15 protein-coding genes are annotated in these 20,674 nt (G+C 41.5%); 8 read left to right on the top strand and 7 right to left on the bottom strand.

The genetic code is table 11. From position 1 onward, the window contains the following. Positions 1-34 precede the first annotated feature (34 nt). Positions 35-961 (bottom strand): flagellar motor protein MotB, encoded by a 927-nt coding sequence (locus tag AAEY99_RS12615; RefSeq protein ID WP_101086486.1) that lies wholly within the window; start codon positions 959-961, stop codon positions 35-37. Positions 962-964: 3 nt separating this feature from the next. Continuing rightward, positions 965-1,732: a flagellar motor protein PomA gene (gene pomA / locus AAEY99_RS12610; RefSeq protein WP_101086485.1), complete on the bottom strand. Its 768-nt coding sequence runs from the start codon at positions 1,730-1,732 to the stop codon at positions 965-967. Positions 1,733-2,070: 338 nt separating this feature from the next. Here pomA and xseB point away from each other — a divergent pair, with 338 nt between their 5' ends. The 3 genes from xseB to dxs are packed head-to-tail and all read left to right on the top strand — an operon-like array spanning position 2,071 to position 5,116. Then, the gene (gene xseB / locus AAEY99_RS12605) at positions 2,071-2,307 is read left to right on the top strand and encodes an exodeoxyribonuclease VII small subunit (protein ID WP_011638237.1); all 237 of its coding nucleotides are present in this window, start codon (positions 2,071-2,073) and stop codon (positions 2,305-2,307) included. 39 nt (positions 2,308-2,346) lie between these two features. Next, positions 2,347-3,228, top strand: a complete 882-nt coding sequence (gene ispA, locus AAEY99_RS12600) for a (2E,6E)-farnesyl diphosphate synthase (RefSeq protein WP_351010694.1) — start codon at positions 2,347-2,349, stop codon at positions 3,226-3,228. Positions 3,229-3,250: 22 nt separating this feature from the next. Next, complete coding sequence (gene dxs, locus AAEY99_RS12595) at positions 3,251-5,116, top strand: 1-deoxy-D-xylulose-5-phosphate synthase (RefSeq protein ID WP_101086484.1); 1,866 nt, start codon at positions 3,251-3,253, stop codon at positions 5,114-5,116. A gap of 243 nt (positions 5,117-5,359) precedes the next feature. Here dxs and grpE read toward each other — a convergent pair whose 3' ends face one another. Further along, the gene (gene grpE, locus AAEY99_RS12590; RefSeq protein ID WP_192116282.1) at positions 5,360-5,965 is read right to left on the bottom strand and encodes a nucleotide exchange factor GrpE; all 606 of its coding nucleotides are present in this window, start codon (positions 5,963-5,965) and stop codon (positions 5,360-5,362) included. A 164-nt stretch (positions 5,966-6,129) separates the two neighbouring features. Here grpE and nadK point away from each other — a divergent pair, with 164 nt between their 5' ends. From nadK to AAEY99_RS12575, 3 genes are all read left to right on the top strand, one after another. Continuing rightward, positions 6,130-7,008 (top strand): NAD(+) kinase, encoded by an 879-nt coding sequence (nadK, locus tag AAEY99_RS12585; RefSeq protein ID WP_182744634.1) that lies wholly within the window; start codon positions 6,130-6,132, stop codon positions 7,006-7,008. Between the two features lie 330 nt (positions 7,009-7,338). After that, entirely contained in the window at positions 7,339-8,991 is a 1,653-nt protein-coding gene (locus tag AAEY99_RS12580) for an L-lactate permease (RefSeq protein ID WP_101086482.1), read from the top strand. 91 nt (positions 8,992-9,082) lie between these two features. Beyond that, entirely contained in the window at positions 9,083-11,887 is a 2,805-nt protein-coding gene (locus AAEY99_RS12575; protein WP_162023591.1) for an FAD-binding and (Fe-S)-binding domain-containing protein, read from the top strand. A gap of 254 nt (positions 11,888-12,141) precedes the next feature. Here AAEY99_RS12575 and AAEY99_RS12570 read toward each other — a convergent pair whose 3' ends face one another. From AAEY99_RS12570 to AAEY99_RS12560, 3 genes are all read right to left on the bottom strand, one after another. Beyond that, positions 12,142-13,239, bottom strand: a complete 1,098-nt coding sequence (locus AAEY99_RS12570; RefSeq protein WP_351010691.1) for a CobW family GTP-binding protein — start codon at positions 13,237-13,239, stop codon at positions 12,142-12,144. Then, positions 13,236-14,507, bottom strand: a complete 1,272-nt coding sequence (locus AAEY99_RS12565; protein WP_162023593.1) for a DEAD/DEAH box helicase — start codon at positions 14,505-14,507, stop codon at positions 13,236-13,238. The genes AAEY99_RS12570 and AAEY99_RS12565 overlap by 4 nt, the downstream gene beginning before the upstream one ends. 141 nt (positions 14,508-14,648) lie before the next feature. Further along, positions 14,649-17,711: an EAL domain-containing protein gene (locus AAEY99_RS12560; RefSeq protein WP_351010689.1), complete on the bottom strand. Its 3,063-nt coding sequence runs from the start codon at positions 17,709-17,711 to the stop codon at positions 14,649-14,651. Positions 17,712-18,114: 403 nt separating this feature from the next. Between AAEY99_RS12560 and yiaY the strand changes: the two genes are divergently transcribed. Beyond that, on the top strand, positions 18,115-19,263 hold the full coding sequence (yiaY, locus tag AAEY99_RS12555; RefSeq protein WP_101086477.1) for an L-threonine dehydrogenase: 1,149 nt from the start codon (positions 18,115-18,117) through the stop codon (positions 19,261-19,263). Between the two features lie 267 nt (positions 19,264-19,530). Next, entirely contained in the window at positions 19,531-19,896 is a 366-nt protein-coding gene (locus AAEY99_RS12550; protein WP_101086476.1) for a cytoplasmic protein, read from the top strand. A 140-nt stretch (positions 19,897-20,036) separates the two neighbouring features. Here the strand turns inward: AAEY99_RS12550 and AAEY99_RS12545 are convergent, their stop codons facing one another. Next, positions 20,037-20,405, bottom strand: a complete 369-nt coding sequence (locus tag AAEY99_RS12545) for an acyl-CoA thioesterase (protein ID WP_101086475.1) — start codon at positions 20,403-20,405, stop codon at positions 20,037-20,039. Positions 20,406-20,674: the final 269 nt, after the last annotated feature.

Below are 20,674 nucleotides of genomic sequence, written 5' to 3'. Positions count from 1 at the left end.
CTTGTAGAGATTGCGCTTATCTTTTGATGGCAAACTATTGAGTTACAATTATTTCATTCGACTCTTTCGCTTTACCTTGTTCGATAGAGATTTCTACCCGGCGGTTTCGAGCCTGATTTTCAATAGAATCATTGGCGATTAATGGCCGATTAGACGCCTCGCCAACCACTTTCATCCTTGATTCATCAAAACCAGAAACTCTTCTTAATTCATGAGCCACAGCCACAGCTCGTTGGCTTGATAGTTCCCAGTTTGAACTGTAAAGCTCATTATTGATATCAGCACCATCAGTGTGACCCGACACCGTAATTATCCCAGGGACATCTTTTAATAATTCACCAATTGAGCGCACAATAGGTTTGAACTTAGGTTGTAAAAAGCCTGAGCCCGAAGCAAAAGAGCCCTTCTCACGGATACGGATAATAATTTGTTGGCCTAAAGATTCAATTTCAATGGCGCCATCGACAATTTCTTCATTGAGTTTTTCAGCCATTTTTTTAACTTGATCATTAATGTTTTCTTGCGAAGAGGCAGCGTCTTTTTTAACGGCTTCAGCTTCTTGTTGCGCTGTTGCGGCTGCATTGCCACCGCGTTGCTCACCATTCTGTTTTTGAGTCCCACCCGCGCTGTCTTCTTCACCCGCCTGATATTCTATCGTCGGTTGAGTCATTTCATTGGTTTGTTGATTAATGATCTCTATTGGGGTGGGATCGGGGCGACCTGGGCGGAATTCAAGCGCAATAACAGATGTCCCCTTAGGAATGTCTTTTACTTCAACTTTGTTTTGTACCCCGAATGCATACTTCATTGAACCAGCGATTTGTTTAAACTTCATCACGTCCATTTCAGAGAACGCTAACAACAACACGAAGAAACACATCAGCAACGACATTAAGTCTGCAAATGTGGCAAGCCACATAGGGGCACCAGCGGGTGGACAATCACACTTGGCCTTAGCCATGAGTTACTCTCCGTCCGTTGTATCGATTTTTCGCACACTTTCAGCCAAATAGTTCTTCAAAAAGCCTTCAATAACCCGTGGATTCTGTCCATCTTGAATCGCTAATACTGCATCCATAATTAAATTACGATTAAGCAATTCTTCATTCATCCGTAATGATAATTTATCCGCCATAGGGATGGCGATCATGTTGGCAATCACCGCGCCGTAAAGAGTCGTTAACAATGCCACTGCCATTGAAGGTCCAATAGACTTTGGATCGTCCATGTTAGATAGCATCGCCACTAAACCAACCAAAGTACCAATCATGCCCATTGCAGGTGCCACATCACCCATGGCTTTAAAAATACCCACCCCTGTTTTGTGGCGTTCTTCAGTTAATGCTATGTCTTTTTCTAATGCGTTGCGCACCACATCACCGTCATGGCCATCAACTAACATATCAACGGCTTTTTGCATAAAGGTGTTGGTAATAACCGCTTCTTCTAATGCTAAAAAACCGCCTTTACGGGCAGCATCAGCCATGGTGACAGCTTGTTCTATCAAGTCTTCAGGTTTATCTAATTTAAACATGAAGGCTTTCATACCAATCTTTATTGAACCTAAAAATTGCTTTAGGTTAAATTTCATCATCACCACAAATAAAGAGCCTGCCACAACAATCAAAATTGACGGTACATCGATAAATAATCCGATACCACCACTGGTGATCATCGCACCAATAATAAATGCAAAAGCACCGATAATACCTATTAGGGTAGCTAAATCCACAACCTCTCCTCAATCGCAGTCGTTATGCTGCTTATTTGTGCTACTTCCATCGTGCTGTTAGCGCACGTTATATGATCCGAATAATCCGACAGCATTTTGTGTTGATAACAATGCCCATCGTTATGTATTACAGCAAAAGTTTCAATACTATTTTTGCTAGCAAATTTAAATCATGACTTGTTATCGGACAAACTTGGCTCAAGTTTAGCTTGTTTTTGTACATTCTAAACAAAATTCAATAACAAAGCGTGCTGTTGAGCAAATAACCAGCGACTGTATTTGACCGATACGCTGGGCTGATATACCTTGTCACACGCTGAATGAAAGGAATATTACTCGTGGCTAAAAAACCTGAAAATCTCAGTTTTGAACAATCATTAACTGAACTTGAAACCATTGTTGCTCATTTGGAGCAAGGTGAAGTGTCGCTGGATGATGCACTTAAGCAGTTTGAGCGTGGCATTAAGTTAGTACGTCAAAGCCAAGCCAAACTTGAGCAAGCACAGCAAAAAGTCTCTATCTTATTAAATGAAGATGATGCTGAATTAGCGTCGTTCACTGTAGAAAGTGAATAATCGTCAACATAGTGTGTATTAAATAATAGGTCTTGATACGTGTTAGCTGAAGCAATAACAACATACCAAAATCGCGTTAATGGTATTCTTAACCAACATTTAACGCTGCTCGATGACGCTGCACCAGCTTTAAAAGCAGCGATGCTCCATGGTGCGCTATTGGGTGGGAAACGCATAAGACCATTTTTGGTCTACAGTGTAGGTGACATGCTCGGTGTCAATATCAATGCACTTGATAAAGCCGCGGCTGCTATTGAGTGTATTCATGCCTATTCATTAATACACGATGACTTACCGGCAATGGATAACGATGCACTTCGTCGTGGCCAACCAACTGTTCATATTGCATTTGACGAAGCCACCGCGATTTTAGCCGGTGATGCGTTGCAAACATTGGCTTTTGAAATTATCACAGCCCCTTGTAATGACTTACATCCGAAGCAACAACTGGCGATGGTCAGAGTACTCGCAAAAGCTTCAGGGTATCAAGGTATGTGCGGTGGGCAGGCGATTGATCTGAGTGCAACAGATCACAGTATAAATTTAGACCGATTAACCGAATTACATAATAAAAAAACCGGAGCGTTAATCAGTTGTGCGGTTGAGCTTGCCTTAATCGCTGCTGACGTACCCGATGAGCATTATAAATTAATGATGAAATATGCCCATACGCTTGGGCTAGCTTTTCAAGTGCAAGATGATATTTTAGATATTACTGCTAGCACCGAAGAGCTAGGCAAACCACAAGGCAGCGATCAGCAATCGAATAAAAGCACGTTCCCGAAACTATTGGGTCTCGATGGTGCCAAAGCCTGTGCAGAACAACTAATACAAGATGCACTATCAGCGCTGACTAAATTACCATACAATAGCCAGTTAATTGCAGACTTCGCCCACTACATTATTGAGCGAAGATTATAATAAAGAGTCAGACAATCTCGCTATGAGCTTCGATATTTCTAAATTTCCAGTACTAGCGAAAGCTAATACACCAGAAGAATTAAGGAAGTTACCTCAAGGTTTACTTCCTCAAGTGTCTGATGAACTCAGACAGTTCTTACTTCAGTCTGTTGCTATTTCTAGCGGACATTTTGCTTCTGGCTTAGGCACAGTTGAATTAACTGTGGCACTTCATTATGTCTACAATACCCCATTTGATCAGTTAGTTTGGGATGTAGGGCATCAAGCTTATCCACATAAAATCCTTACCGATCGTCGTGAACAGATGCATACCATTCGACAAAAGAATGGCTTACACCCTTTCCCATGGCGTGAAGAAAGCCCATACGATACGTTTAGCGTGGGTCATTCTGGCACCTCTGTTAGCGCCGCCTTAGGTATGGCGATTGCTGCAGGTAAAGAAGGTGCAGGTCGAAAAGTGGTTGCTGTAATTGGTGATGGCGCCATGACCGGGGGAATGGTGTTTGAAGCCTTAAATCATGCTGGCGACTTGCACAATGACATGCTCGTGGTACTGAATGACAATGAAATGTCGATTTCTGAAAATGTTGGCGCACTGAATAATCATTTGGCGCAGCTGATGTCAGGTCGTTTTTATACCACCATTCGAGAAAACAGTAAAAAGGTCCTTAAAGGGATGCCGGTCATTAAAGAAATGGCTAAGCGTACTGAAGAGCACCTTAAAGGCATGGTGGTGCCTGCAACGTTATTTGAAGAACTAGGGTTTAATTATATTGGCCCAATAGATGGTCACGATGTTGATTCGCTCGTTGAAACAATGCGTAATATGCGTAACCTCAAAGGTCCACAGATACTGCATATCATGACAAAAAAAGGTCGTGGTTATGAGCCTGCTGAAAAAGATCCTATCGGCTGGCACGCGGTGCCTAAATTTGATCCTAGCCAGTTTAAGAAACCGACAACGAAACCAGGTTTACCTACGTTTTCACAAGTGTTTGGTAAATGGTTATGCGACATGGCTGCCACAGACGACAAGTTAGTCGCTATTACGCCCGCTATGCGCGAAGGCTCTGGCATGGTTGAGTTTTCGCAACGATTCCCAAGCCAATATTTTGATGCTGCCATTGCCGAACAGCATGCGGTCACCTTATCCGCAGGGTTTGCCTGTGCAGGTCTAAAGCCTGTGGTTGCTATTTACTCGACTTTTTTACAGCGCGGATACGATCAACTTATCCACGATGTGGCTTTGCAACGTTTACCAGTATTATTCGCTATTGACCGTGGTGGTATTGTTGGTGCAGATGGCCCAACTCATCAAGGGGCATTCGATTTAAGTTTTATGCGTTGTATTCCCAATATGATCATTATGGCGCCATCAGATGAAAACGAATGCCGTCAAATGCTCTATACAGGTTATTGCTATCAAGATGGGCCGACTGCGGTACGTTACCCTCGAGGGTTTGCAACTGGGGCTGAACAAGTCGAGGCCATGACATTAATACCGATAGGTAAAGGGGTATTAACCCGTCAAGGTCAAAAAATTGCCATTGTTAACTTTGGTACCACACTTGAAGCTGCTACCTATGCTGCTGAAAAACTGGATGCTACCATTGCCGATATGCGCTTTGTTAAGCCACTAGATTTAGCCTTGCTTGAACAACTTGCCAATAGCCATGATGTTATCGTTACCGTTGAAGAAAATGCGATTATGGGTGGTGCGGGTTCTGGAGTAATTGAAGCATTACACAAAATGCGAATAGTAAAACCTGTGTTACAGATTGGTTTGCCTGATGAATTTATTCAACACGGCGCACCTGATGAAATCATCACGGATCTTCAACTTGATGCTGAAGGTATTTTAGCGCAAATCCAAGCATTTATGGCTTAATATTCTACTGTTATTACTGGCAGAGGATCAAAAAAGGACTGAAAAATCAGTCCTTTTTTATGGCTCGCGTTCTAGTGATCATAGTGCACGTAACTATGATAAATAGCACTATAATAAATAGCACTATATTAAATAGCACTATGATAAATAGGACTATATGAATAGCACTATGTTGAAGAACATTATAATGCTATTGGCTACAGCTCTAGTGTCAACAAGCGAGTATTGAGATTAACGTTATCGTTAAGCTTCAACATCCACACTGCCACCGCCTTGAGATACCATCACCATCGCAGGACGCAGTAAACGGTCATTCAATAAATAACCTTTCTGCATGACCATCATGACAGTGTTAGCAGGAAACTCAGCACTTGGCTGCATGCCAATAGCTTGATGATGTTCAGGGTTAAATGCTTGGCCTTGTGGATCAACTTGAGTTACACCAAACTTTGCCACCGAGGTTAAAAAGCCTTTCATGGTCAGTTCGACACCCTCATAAATCGCTTTAGTCGCTTCATCTTCAGGGTTAGTCCCCTGTAAGGCGCGTTCCATATTATCGATTACAGGCAAGAGTTCGTTAGCAAACTTTTCCAAGGCAAACTTACGTGCTTGCTCGACATCTTTTGCCGCGCGAGTACGAATGTTCTGTGTTTCTGCCGCTGCGCGCATTTCAACATCTTTACGCTCAGCTAACGCAGTTTCAGACTCAGCCAATAGTTGCTCTAGTTCTTCAATTCGAAAATTTGCTTGGGTTACTTCATCCATCAAACTTGCCTCATCAGTCACAACTTCAGGAGTTACAGCTTCTTCCACTTGATCTTGCGATGTGTTGTTCGATTCGTTGCTCATTTTCACTCCAGCTAAAAAATGCGTTATTTCGTATTCTACGACAATAAAATAAAGTGGCCATTTACTGATAAATTAACAGCAAATCTCACACTTCTAATAAGTTTGAGTATATTATGGGGATCAATTCTTATGTTTCAAGGCCTAAAGGCATAACAAACTCGAATATGACTAAAATGTTCCAGACAATCGGTCTCATCGGTAAACCACATCATCAAGGGACTAACCTCACATTAACCCGATTGCATCATTGGTTAAGCATGCAGGGCTTTAGGGTTATCGTTGAAGGACGAGTCTCTGCAGAGCTGGGGGTAGATGTTTGTTCAATGGACCTACTTGAAATGGGTGAACATTGTGATTTAGCCATCGTGGTTGGTGGTGATGGTAATATGTTAGGTGCAGCCCGAGTATTGGCGCGTTTTAATGTTGCCGTGATTGGTGTAAACCGGGGTAACTTAGGTTTTTTAACTGATTTACCTCCTGATAACTTCGAAGAAGCCTTATCTAAAGTGCTCGGCGGTGAATTTGAAACTGAACACCGTTTTTTACTGGAGGCTGAAGTTCACCGTCACGGAAAAATAACCGCCAGTAATACCGCCGTCAATGAAGCTGTACTTCACCCTGGCAAAATTGCTCATATGATCCAATTTGAGGTTTATATTGATGAACAATTTATGTATAGCCAGCGCGCTGATGGCATGATTGTGTCCACGCCAACAGGTTCTACGGCCTATTCTTTGTCTGCTGGCGGTTCAATATTAACACCTAATCTGCAAGCGCTTATTTTAGTGCCGATGTTTCCTCACACCTTGTCATGTAGACCCATTGTGGTCGATGCATGTAGCATCATTAAATTAGTGGTCTCACCTGAGAATGGTGAAAACCTCGAAGTCAGTTGTGATGGTCATGTCCATTTAGCTGTATTACCAGGCGATGAAATTTTTATTCGCCGCTCAAATGAACGCCTAAGACTCATCCACCCCAAAGGTCATAATTATTTTCACGTATTACGTAACAAATTAGGTTGGGGAAGTAAACTTTTCTAACTGTTTGAACTCGATCACAACACCGTCGCCTTTCTAGTGAGCCCCTTCACATTACCAAATGCTAATTAAATATATTGTAAGCCAATCGATAACTCGCTTGGTTTTACTTTATATGACCTGTTATATCCCTATAAAGCGTGATCTCAACCACGCACTAAAAACCTTGCACCGGATGCGCTTCACAGTTCTGTTGGCTAATGTACTTTCTCGTTTGTTAGATGATCTCGATCAACACTTTTAACACTTAAATAACGTCTATTACACCCTAGTTAGACAAATGCTGACAAATAATAACAATTTAGTACCCACTTATAGTGATACGAGGTATGCATGACAATATTACAGATACTAGCAAGCTTAACCCCCATTATTAGCGTAATGGTATTTTTAGTGCTTATGCGCCTACCGGCGTCTAAAGCAATGCCCATATCAATGGTCGCTACAGGCCTTGTAGCAATGTTTATTTGGCAAATGGATACGCAACTCCTTGCGGCATCTGTTGTCGAAGGTCTTCTCGCGGCGTTAACACCACTGACCATTATTTTTGGTGCGGTATTTTTGTTAAATACCCTTAAATATTCTGGCGCCATGGACACTATTCGTTCAGGCTTTACTAACATCAGTGCCGATGCGCGAGTTCAGGTGATTATTATTTGCTGGTTGTTTGGATCGTTTATTGAAGGCTCTGCAGGCTTCGGTACTCCAGCTGCAATCGGTGCACCGCTACTAGTATTATTAGGTATCCCACCCATTGCTGCAGCCGTAGTGGCCTTGATTGCTGATTCAACATCAGTGTCATTTGGCGCAATTGGTTTACCTGTTCTATTTGGGATGGAACAAGGCCTAACTGAAGGCGGCGTTAACATGGCGGCAGCTCAAATTGCTGAACATGGTGGCACCTTCGCAGGTTATGCACAGTATATTGCTAAACACATGATCACCATCGACTTAATAACAGGTACATTAATTCCGTTAGTGATGGTTTGTGTATTAACAGGATTTTTTGGTCGCAACAAGTCGATTAAAGAAGGTTTACAAGTTTGGAAATTTGCAATATTTGCGGGTTTTGCCTTTACCATACCAGCATGGTTAATTAACTATTTTGCCGGTCCTGAATTCCCTTCTGTTATTGGTGCTCTTGTGGGTATGGCGTTAGTTATCCCTGTCGCGAGAAAAGGCTGGTTACTGCCATCAACACCTTGGTGTGACTTCAGCGAAAACGACAATAAATCAGATGAAGAGCTCGCGATTAATCAAACACCGGTTAAATTCTCACAAATTGCCGCTTGGTCTCCATACATCATTATGGCGTCGTTATTAGTCTTATCTCGTGTCGTTACTCCATTTAAAAGCTGGTTGCTTGGCTTTAATATTAGCTGGACGGGTTTATTAGGCACAGAGCTTAAAGCCGGCTTTGCTACATTGTATGCACCGGGAATCTTCTTTGTTGTTGTATGTTTATTCGGTTTTATCTTATTTAAAATGAAACCTACTGCAATGAAGCAATCAATCACCGTATCTTGTCGTTCAATGTTACCAACGATCATTTCATTAGGTGCATCAGTACCTATGGTAAAAATATTCCTAAACTCAGGTGAAAATGGCGCTGGTCTCGCTTCAATGCCAGTTGCATTAGCAGACCTACTGGCCAATAGCATGGGCTCAGTTTGGGCTTGGGTTTCACCTATTGTCGGTATTTTTGGTGCCTTCCTGTCAGGTTCTGCGACTTTCTCAAACATGATGTTCTCAGGCTTACAGTATTCAGTTGCAGATAATATCGGCATGAATCACGCCATCGCGTTAGCGTTGCAAGGCATTGGAGCCAATGCGGGCAACATGATGTGTGTAATGAACGTCGTTGCTGCTGCTACCGTGGTAGGAATGGCAGGTCGTGAGTCTGAAATTATTCGTAAAACAATGCCTATCGCACTGGGTTATGCCTTAGTTGCAGGCACTATTGCTGTTATCTGGGGTGGATTCTAATTAACGATAAAGTTACTTATATTCTAACGATAACAATACAACAGCAGGCACAAAATGCCTGCCGTTCATTCGAGTGTAAAGAGAGCATGTTATGACTATTAATTATCAAGTAGTGATGGATACGTTAACGTCACAGCTCGGCAGTCACGCCGTATCCAATGATCCAGTGCGTCGTTTTGCTTGGTCAACTGATGCCAGTTACTTTCGTATCGTACCTGAAATTGTGGTACACGCAGATACTCCAGAACAAGTTAAAATAACCCTTAATATCGCCAGAGCACATAATGTGCCAGTAACCTTTCGTGCTGCCGGTACCAGTTTATCTGGCCAGGCAATTGGTGATGGTATTTTACTTATTTTGGGCCATGATGGTTTTAGAAACATTGAAATCAGTGAAGATAGAAATTCAATCACTCTAGGTGCTGCGGTCATTGGTTCAGATGCCAACATGGCATTAAAACCCTTCAATAAAAAAATTGGTCCCGATCCAGCCACACTAGCCTCTGCACAAATTGCCGGAATGGTAGCAAATAATGCATCTGGAATGTGTTGTGGCACCGCGCAGAACAGTTATCAAACCATTAAATCAGTTAAATTAATGCTTGCCGATGGTACTGAACTTGATACAGGTTGTCCGCATTCAAAAGCAGCATTTAGCCAATCTAATCCTGCGTTACTTACGGCGTTAACCGATCTTGCGCAATTAACTCAAAATAATCCAACCCTATCGGCGCGGATCCGTAAAAAGTTCTCGATTAAGAACACCACTGGTTACAGCATTAATGCACTGGTAGATTTTAGCGATCCATTTGACATCATTAATCACTTAATTGTGGGCTCAGAAGGCACACTTGCGTTTGTAAATGAAGTCACTTATCACACCGTTGAAGAAGCTCAATTTAAAGCTTCTGCCATGGCGGTGTTCTTCAATATGGAAGATGCTGCCAGCGCAATACCACCGATTAAAGGTGATAGTGTGGCCGCTGCAGAATTACTTGATTGGGCATCGATTAAATCGGTTACCGGTAAAACTGGCATGCCGGAGTGGCTAAGTGATTTACCAGAAGGTTCAGCCATTCTATTAATTGAGTGTCGTGCTAATGACCCCGAAACGTTAGTGCAATACACTCAAGATGTGATCACAAAAATCGCTCACATTGACACTGAACGTCCAACTGAATTCAGTAATGATCCAGCAGTATTTGGCCAGTATTGGGCAATGCGCTCTGGTTTATTCCCTATTATTGGCGGTGCAAGACCTAAAGGCACATCGGTTATTATTGAAGATGTTGCATTCGAATTACAACATTTAGCCAGTGCAGCAGCAGACTTAACCGCTTTATTCCATCAACACGGTTACCCCGAAGGGGTGATTTATGGCCATGCTTTAGCCGGTAACTTCCATTTTATTATCACGCCAACGTTTGCCTCTCAAGATGATATCAATCGTTTCCAAAATTTCATGCAAGATGTCGCTGAAATGGTGATCAATAAGTACGATGGTTCGATGAAAGCAGAGCATGGTACTGGTCGAGCTGTAGCCCCCTTTGTTGAAATGGAATGGGGCACTGACGCATATACATTAATGAAGCAAATCAAACAAATTTTCGACCCAAGTAAATTGTTAAATCCTGGGGTTATTCTCAATGATGACACGCTGGTACATGTTAAAAACATCAAACCTTGCCCAGTGGTAGATGACTTTATTGATAAATGTATTGAATGTGGTTTTTGTGAGAAAACCTGTCCAACATCGGCGCTTAACTTCTCTCCGCGCCAACGTATTGCGGTATTGCGTGAAATTGAACGTTTAGAGCAATCGGGTGATAAAAAAGCCGCCGCAGAAATGCGTGCCAGTGCCAAATATGATGTGGTTGATACCTGTGCAGCCTGTCAGCTATGTACTATTGCCTGCCCAGTTGACAACAGCATGGGTAATTTGGTGCGTAAACTGCGCACACCGTACATCACCACCACAGAACAAAAAGTGCTCGACTTCCAAGCCAAGCATTTTGGCGCCGTAAACCAAGTGATCAGCACCGGCTTTGATATTTTAGGTATTGTGCATAAAATAACTGGCGATGGTATCACCAACTCGTTGATGAAAGCGGGTCGTTTGATTTCCAAAGAAGTACCTTATTGGAATCCAGACTTCCCTAAAGGTGGCAAGGTGGCAAAGCCATCAGCCCATAAACCGGGTCAACAAACAGTTTTATACTTCCCTGCATGTGGTGGCAGAACCTTTGGTCCAACACCAAAAGATCCTGACAACCGCACCTTGCCAGAAGTGGTTATGACTTTACTTGAACGCGCTGGCTACAATGTGATCATCCCAGAAAATACCCGCCATTTATGTTGCGGTCAGATGTGGGAATCAAAAGGTGATTTTAAAAACGCCGATGCTAAGCGTGATGAACTTATTGACGCACTCAGTACACAGTCTGAAAATGGCAAAGTGCCTATTATCGTTGATGCATTGTCTTGTACTTATCGCACATTAACCGGTAACCCTAAGGTGAAAATAACCGATTTAGTCGAGTTTATGCACGACGAGATGTTACCAAACATGACAATTACGAAGAAATCTAACGTCACTTTACACCAAGGCTGTAGTGCCCGTAAGATGAAATTAGAGCCTAAGCAACAAGCTATTGCTGATGCGTGTGCTAACCATGTAGTGTTGCCAGCGGGCATTAGCTGTTGTGGTTATGCAGGTGAAAAAGGGCTTTATAAGCCTGAAATTAATGCCAGCGCACTGCGTAACATTAAAAAGCTCATTCCGGCAGAAACGAAAGAAGGTTACTACGCGAACAGAATGTGTGAAGTCGGCTTAACCCAACACAGTGGTATTTCATACCGCCATTTAGCCTATTTACTGGAAGAATGTACTCGTTAAACTAACGGACCATCACAGTAAATAGCGTAAACAATAAGGGCATTGATATCATATCAATGCCCTTAATTTTTGTTACCATACTTAACACTAATATCCGAACTCAGCGTTAATTAGCGTACTCAAACGAGTCATCCTACTCAAAGGAGTCATCCTACTCAAAGGAGTCATCCTACTCAATCGAGAGGTACTATCAAAACGACATGTCCTATCAAAACGAGATGTCCTATAAAACGAATTGCTCATCTCAACTCAGACTAAATCAATAAACACGCCAGTAACTGTTGCTGCAATCTTTCATGTTCAAGCGGCATATCGCTAATAATTTCGACCCGTGTATCTAGTGCATCATCAAGTTCATTAAGCATCAACTTATCATCCACCATATTGACACTGAGCACCCCATCCTGGGTAATAACAATAGCTTTTAATCTCAGCACCTTGTCCATTTTAACCGTGTCTACCCACGCCATAAATTGCTCAAACTGAAAACAATGTACTGCTGAAAATATCCAACCACTACTGTAACAGCCCTCACCTTGGTTAGTTTTGTGAATAAACCCAGTAGGGGAAAACTCAGGGGTATCGATATCGCTCAGTGGTGGTTCGTTAGACAGCCAGTTATCCATAAGCGTTTTCCGCCCCAATAGCCGTTGTCCCGCTGGCACCGTTTGATACTTTGTCGGGGTATTTAAGCGCAATAATAACTGTTGGATTAGGTCAACATCAGTAAAGTGATTATCGACACTAATTAGTGGCGTCTGTTGTAAATGTAACTTGCTGAGGAATTGCTGTAACTGTAAATGATCTGTTTCAGTGTAATGCTGGGCTTTATTGGCCAACAGCACATCTGCCATCTGTAATTGCTGCGTAAACGTATCATGATTTCGATAGCGCGGATCGCTGACTTTACGCGCATCAACCAGACATACACTACTTTGCAAAGTAATAACATGTTGATAATATTCAGATGTTAATAACTTCACTATTTCAGCAGGATGCCCAAGCCCAGTTGGTTCTATCAATAACCGGTCCGGCTTAGTTTGCTGAATAAGTTGATTTATCGCGACTTGTGTTGGTAAGCCGGAGACGCAACACAGGCAACCACCTGGCACTTCTTTTATGACAATACTGGCAGGCTTTGCTGGTGTAACATCAGGACTATTATTACTATTATTACCTATAGCCGTCGCATTTAACAAACCGCCATCAATGCCTATTTCGCCAAACTCATTCACCAGCACCGCCCACACTTCATCTTTGGGCTTATGAGCTAATAATTGGCTAATGAGCGTGGTTTTACCCACCCCCAGAAAGCCAGTAATAATATTGGTGTTAATCGGTTTGGTGATCATTTTTTCGCTTTAGCGTATTTACCCTTTCGAGTAGGTTTCACATCGGTTTGCGATGGCTTGCCACGTTTGTACTTAAGTACTTTTTTCGGTTTTTCTGCCGCAACATCGCGATATCGAGCCGGTAATGGTGCCCCTTCCTCGTACCCTGTTGGTACCAATATCGGCAATGATTGTTCAATAAGTTGTTCAATCGCGCCAAGTAACTCTAGCTCTTGAGGACTCACCAGCGAAATGGCTTCACCGCCTAATCCCGCACGGCCTGTACGCCCTACTCTATGGATGTAATCTTCGCATTCTTCAGGTAATTCAAAGTTAATGACTCTTGGCAGAGCTTGAATATCAAGCCCTCGAGCGGCCAAGTCGGTAGCGATTAACACGCGTAATTGACCAGCTTTAAACTCTTCCAACGCACGATTTCGAGCCCCTTGGCTTTTATCACCGTGAAATACCGATGACTTAATACCGTCTAAGCTTAACTCGCGGTATAAATGATCTGCTGTTTCTTTACGGCTGGTGAACACCATAACTTGTTGCCAGTTATGCTTGCCAATTAATTCAGATAACAACTCAGCTTTTCGGCGGGTATCCACTTGATAGACTTGCTGGACAACATTAGCGGCAGTAGTTTGGGTTTCAACATGAACGTATTCAGGATTGTTTAGCATTTTAGCCGCTAGCGTTTTAACTTCTTCAGAAAAAGTAGCAGAAAACATCATAGTTTGATGTTGTCTGGCGATTAAACGCTTCACTTTTTCAATATCTTTAACAAAACCAAGATCAAGCATGCGATCAGCTTCATCAATCACTAAGTGAGTAACAAAAGATAGATCCAATTCATGCTGGCCAATAATGTCAAACAATCGTCCTGGCGTTGCCACTAAAATATCGACGCCTTGTTCTAATGCCTTACGCTGAGGATTGATGCTCGCGCCACCATAAACGGCTAAGCTGGTCAGATTGATAAACTGGCTGTATTTAACTAAATTTTGCTCAATCTGAATCGCTAGCTCGCGAGTCGGTGTCATGATTAATGCGCGTAAACGATTTGGTGGCAATAAGTCTGAATGATCTTGCGCCATTAAATGACTTAGTAACGGTAACGCAAAAGCAGCTGTTTTTCCGGTACCGGTTTCGGCACTGGCCAATACATCTCGGCCATCGAGCGCTAGTGGGATCACAGCTTGTTGGACAGGAGTAGCAGTTTGATACCCAGATTGATTAACCGCATCTAATAATAATGGCGGTAACCCTAGCGACGTAAATGACATAACAGACCCAATAACACAAATAAAAATAGGTCGCTATTGTATACTAATCTAAACATCATTAACTATTACATTAGTGATGGCATTAGCCATATCATCACGATGGGTCACGCCGGTTTTGAATGAACAGTCACAGTACTAACGTTATATCTGCTGACTAACCTGCAATGGTATTACCTTTTCCACTAAATACTTTTGCTCAAAATCATCGCGACACAAGGCATGCGAAAATACATATCCTTGGCCATAATCACAACCAGCAGACGCCAATAAACGCCGTTGACTTTCGGTTTCAACCCCTTCGGCAATGACTTTGATACCGAGTTTATGAGCCATTGCAATAATCGCTTCACACAAACACATATCATTGTTTTTGGCAGCCAATCGACCCACAAAAGATTTATCAATCTTAAGATAATCAACATTATATTTGGTTAAATAGGGTAATGATGAATAGCCAGTACCAAAGTCATCAAGCGACAATTGCATACCTGCATCACTATAAGCCTGCAATTTAGCCTCAACATTAGGTTCAATGTCATGTAGTAAGTTTTCAGTGATTTCAATACAAATGCTATTGGTAGGCAGCGCGAGTAAAGACATGTGTTTAAGCCAATTTTCAACATCGGTCGACTCGTCTTTAAACTGTACTGGTGACATATTAATACTAATCTGAATATGGTGATTAAATTGTGTCTTCCATTTTGCGACTTGCTCGCAGGCTTGATAAAAAGCCCAATTGCCAATATCGATTATCATCCCAGTATCTTCAGCAATAGAGATAAAATCTGCCGGTGGAATTAACCCCATTGTTGGATGGTTCCAACGAATTAACGCTTCCACCTTGATGATCTGCTGACAGCTTAAATCCACAATAGGCTGATAATACAACTCAAATTGCTGCTGGATAATCGCCACTTTAAGGTCTTGAATCAACGCCATCCGCTTTTGTGCATCGTCTTGCATTGCGGAGGTAAAATAATTAAACCGATTACGACCATGGGATTTTGCCGAATACATGGCTTGGTCGGCATTCTTCAATAATACTTCGGTTGTTTTTGCATCGTCTGGAAATAACGTAATACCAATACTGCCACTAATATAGGCCGTTTGATCACCTAATAAATAAGGCTCTGCAAGTCGTTTAAGTATTTGTTGTGCTACACGTTCTACCCCATGAGTATCTTCAAGATTAGTTAACACTATGGTAAATTCATCACCACCAAGACGGGCGACAACATCGGTTTCGCGTACGCTGTTTTTTAGGCGTTCCGCCGTCTCAATTAACAATACATCGCCCATATCATGGCCCAACGTGTCGTTAACCTCTTTAAAAAAATCCAAGTCTAAAAACATTAATGCAAAATGATTATGCTGTCGGTCAGAATGAAATACCTCTTGATTCAAAAATGTTAGCAACATCCTACGATTTGGCAAACCGGTAAGTGCATCATAATTAGCCTGGCGCCATATCAACTCTTCAGTTTGCTTTTTCTCGGTAATATCAGAAAATAACGCAACAAATCGCGCAGCCTGCGACTTTGTTCGGATGATTGAATTAATGGTTAATAAAATAAGGTAATTTTCACCATTTTTACGACGCATCCACACTTCACCATGCCAATGTCCCTGCTGGCTAAGCTGTTGGCTTAATTGTTGATAAAAATGTTGGGGTTGAAGATCTGTTTCAAACATACGTAAATGCTGATCTTGTATGTCTTGTTGACTGAATCCAGTGATAAAAGAAAAGGCAGGATTTGAATCAATGATAATGCCCTTTGCAGTAAACACACTCATGGCTTCACTGGAGTTTTGGTATACAGATGCTGCAATACTTAGCGAGTCTTCAACCTGCTTGATATCAGTGATATCACTATGAGTACCACACATTCTAAGCGGTTTACCTTTATCATCAACGTCAACCACTCTTCCTGTTTGCAAAATCCACCGGCTGTCGCCGTCCATGTTAGTTAATTGATATTCCACTCGTTGGCTTATACAGCGACCTTTTACAATTTCATTAATGCTGCGAAGAAACTTAAATTTATCTTTTAGCTGTATCGCATTTATCCACAATTTAGGATACTGATTAAGCTCTTCCATTGAGCAACCTAAAATGTCAGCACTGTATCGATTCGTACGAATTCGATTGTGTTTGACATCCCAGTCCCACACGCCTAACTCACTGCTATCGAGTACCAGCGCAAGTTGCTCGTTACTTTGCAATAAATCTTGTTCGGCCTGTTTCTGATGAGTGATATCAAGAAAACCGGCAATAACTAGGAAAGTATTGTCTTGAACATGACGGCGGCAGGCGATGGTCACATGGGTATAAATGACCGAACCATCTTTGGCAATAAAACGCTTATCAATTTCATATTCATTGAGTTCGCCTTTACTCATTTTCTCAAATAATAATAAATCTTTATTCAAATCATCTGGGTGTGTTAATTCAGCCCACGTTAACGCCTTTAATTCATTTTCGCTGTAACCGAACATTCGACATAAATAGGGGTTAACTCTCAACCAATGCTTAGTTTTAGTGGTAATAGAAATACCAATATTGCCAATATCAAATTGATTGTTGAAAAGAAAATCTTCTTGTAATTTGACTTGAATATCGCGCCCACGAAACACTATTTTTGCAAGTAAATGACCGATGACCATAGTCAATAAAGGTAATACCAGCATGATAGGCAAAGACACAACACTGATAGCGTGTAACGCTTGATCAAATGGCAATAAAAATAGCCATAACAACAATAGGGAATGAACAATAACGCCAAAAAGGTAGAATTCACGATAACGAATTTGATCTAATTCATGCCGACGGTACCGACGCCACACTAATCCAATGACAGCACTACTGCTTAACGCAAATATACCAACCCATACAGCAACGCCACCCAAATGATAGCGATAAAGCGCCATGATAATAGTTGCGACAAGTGTTGGAATACCTCCAAAAAACAGTCCACTTAAACAGAGTACTACCGAGCGGGCATCAAACAATATTTCCTGTTGATGAACCAAGGGATCCATCATAATAACAACGCCAATAGTGCCAATAACTGCGCCCATTAAAAATTGCCATAAAAAAGGCGTCACCTTACGTTGATGCGTAGGAGAGAGTGAGTAAACATAAACTAGCGCAAGTAATAGCGCTGCATTTTCTAAAATTGAGAAAAAAACATTTAGACCAAACATCTATACATTTCCCTTATCCATCCTTAACAAGCACATTAGCATCCAAGCTGTCTCTATTTAGTATAGTAGAAGTAAACTAACACTATGATTTTTCGTCTTTATACCGTAAACCATTCTATATATAAATGGCATAATATTCATCTGAAATTTCGATAATATTATTTAAGAGAAATTGTCATCCTATCCAACACAACAAAATGCGCAATAACCGACCAACCATAGTGTCGGTGTCAAAAAATATCACCCTAGATCACAGTTATTTGGAAAATGTCGTGTTGGTAATAAAACGGCCTATTGATTGTGACTTAATCGACGTTAACGAGCTTCACGTCACATAAAAACTGCAATGTTATTGGTATGTTTAATTCAGAGAAAACTTAATTCTATATAAAGGACAATCAATATGGCGACTAAATTTTTCATTCCAAGCGTCAACATTCTGGGTCAAGGCAGCGTAGATGAAGCGATTAAAGACATCAACGCGTTTGGATTTACCAAAGCACTTATTGTCACCGACAAACCACTAGTGAGTATTGGTTTAGTGGCGAAGGTTGCAGATAAACTCAATGCCAATGGTATTGAAGTGGTTATTTTTGATGGCGTTCAACCTAACCCAACAACAGGTAATGTTGCTGCAGGACTTGAACTACTAAAAGCCAATCAGTGTGATGTGATTATTTCTTTAGGCGGCGGTTCACCGCACGATTGCGCTAAAGGAATCGCACTCGTGGCCACCAACGGCGGTAGCATTAAAGATTATGAAGGTGTGGATGTATCAACTAAAGCACAAATGCCTTTAGTCGCGATTAACACTACCGCAGGCACAGCAAGTGAAATGACCCGCTTTTGTATTATTACCGATGAGGCAAGGCACATTAAAATGGCCATTGTCGATAAAAATACCACACCTATTCTATCTGTAAACGATCCTGAACTGATGCTAGAAAAGCCAGCATCACTGACTGCTGCAACCGGGATGGACGCATTAACACACGCAATTGAAGCTTATGTCTCTATTGCAGCCAATCCCATCACCGACGCGTGTGCAATCAAAGCTATTGAACTGATCCAAGCCAATTTAATTAATGCAGTTAAAAAAGGCGATGACATTCAAGCCAGAGAAAACATGGCTTATGCACAATTTCTAGCGGGCATGGCCTTTAATAATGCCAGCCTTGGTTATGTGCATGCTATGGCACATCAACTTGGCGGTTTTTATGACTTACCACACGGGGTTTGTAACGCATTATTGCTACCTCATGTACAAACCTATAACGCCCAAGTTGTGCCTGCACGCTTAGCTGATGTCGCAAAAGCTATGGGTGTCGACATAGCAGCAATGACAGACGAGCAAGGCGCTAAAGCGGCCATCGACGCCATTAAGCAATTATCAAAAGCCGTTAACATTCCTGCTAATTTAACCGAGCTAGGCGTAAAAGCACAAGACATCCCAACTTTAGCAGACAATGCCCTCAAGGATGCTTGTGGCTTTACTAACCCGAAACAAGCGACACATCAAGAGATCTGTCAAATTTTCACAAACGCTTTATAACTAACCTCAACAAGGGATAATAAGCAATTATCAAATAGTTATTAACCAGAATTAAGCTAAACTCGTTTTATAGCACAGCATAAAGCCCGTATTTTATTACGGGCTTTTTTATCTGCCGTTTAATGTAAAAAATCAACAATGACAACAGCTTATTTTTAATTTAGTAAAAAGTGATGCTTAGATCTAAGTTCTTGAAATAAGGATTGACCAATATAAAAAATAAGGTCTATAGTGAAAACACTTAGATAGCGAATAGGTAGGTAAACAATGACAGCAATCACTCATATATATAATTACACCGTTCGATGCCCGCACTATAAAGAAAACGAACAAGCTGCAACATGGCTCAACCATATCGAAGTAAACCAATCTTGCGAAATTGCTCTAGACCGTATCACTAAATGGCACAACCTCTCTGGCACCAAATCATTTGAACTAGACGATTTTGTGGTTCGAAAGGCCGATAATGAAGAAGCTTATTTTGCCATGCAAAGTAGCCGCCTTAAGCATGATGGCCATGCCCTTGTCACTTTTAAAATCTATTTAGACAACTGCTGCCAAGATGCTTCTCCGAATCAAATAATGGAGCATTTAATCGATGATTATCAACAGCGTATCGCTAAAGTCGAATAATACATCAAGTCTATTTACCATCAACATTAAGGAGCTATCATAGCTCCTTATTTTTTGCGGTTTTATTGTCAATGGCTATAAGTTCTTGCCCTGTCGTAACACATACTTACGAACACGAACCCACGATAATAGAAATACAATTAAGCGGCATTGGCTCGCATACCGTGCGGAATGGGTAAGCCATTCTCATTCACGTTGACAAATACCATCTTATCGATGAAAGCAATCGGCGCATGATTGACTTTATTACGTATTTTACAGCGAACAGTGACTGAACTTTGACCTAAGCTTACTAGCTCAAACCCAAACTCGATAATGTCGCCTGTTTGTGCAGGTGCCATAAAATTAATTTCCGATATCACTTTGGCAATATGGAATTGGCTGCGCATTTGGCAACTGGCAAAAATTGTTGCTTCCTCATTAACCCAACTTAATAACTGGCCACAACATAAGCTTTGAGTGCTATTAAGATGAATAGGCATGATGATATGACGTGAGAAATATTTCATAGTGACCTCATTTTCTGACTTATTAATTTTGCGTCGTTAGGCGCATACCTCTAAATAAGTAGCAACGATCAAGCCAAGTATATTAAGCTTTAATAATCAATGTGATAAATAGATTTTTAAATTAGAAAACTCTCAGAATGCCCAAAATAAATGCATCTTCGCACCAAAAAAGAAAAAGGCCACACTGAGTATCAATGCCGATCGTTTAAGGGCACTTGACCGATCTTGCAGATGAAAGATAATCCCTACCAGTATTCTGGTGGGGATTT

This window comes from Shewanella sp. S1-58-MNA-CIBAN-0166 (assembly GCF_040310085.1).
Lineage (GTDB): Bacteria > Pseudomonadota > Gammaproteobacteria > Enterobacterales > Shewanellaceae > Shewanella.
This window is presented reverse-complemented; position numbering and strand designations above follow the sequence as displayed.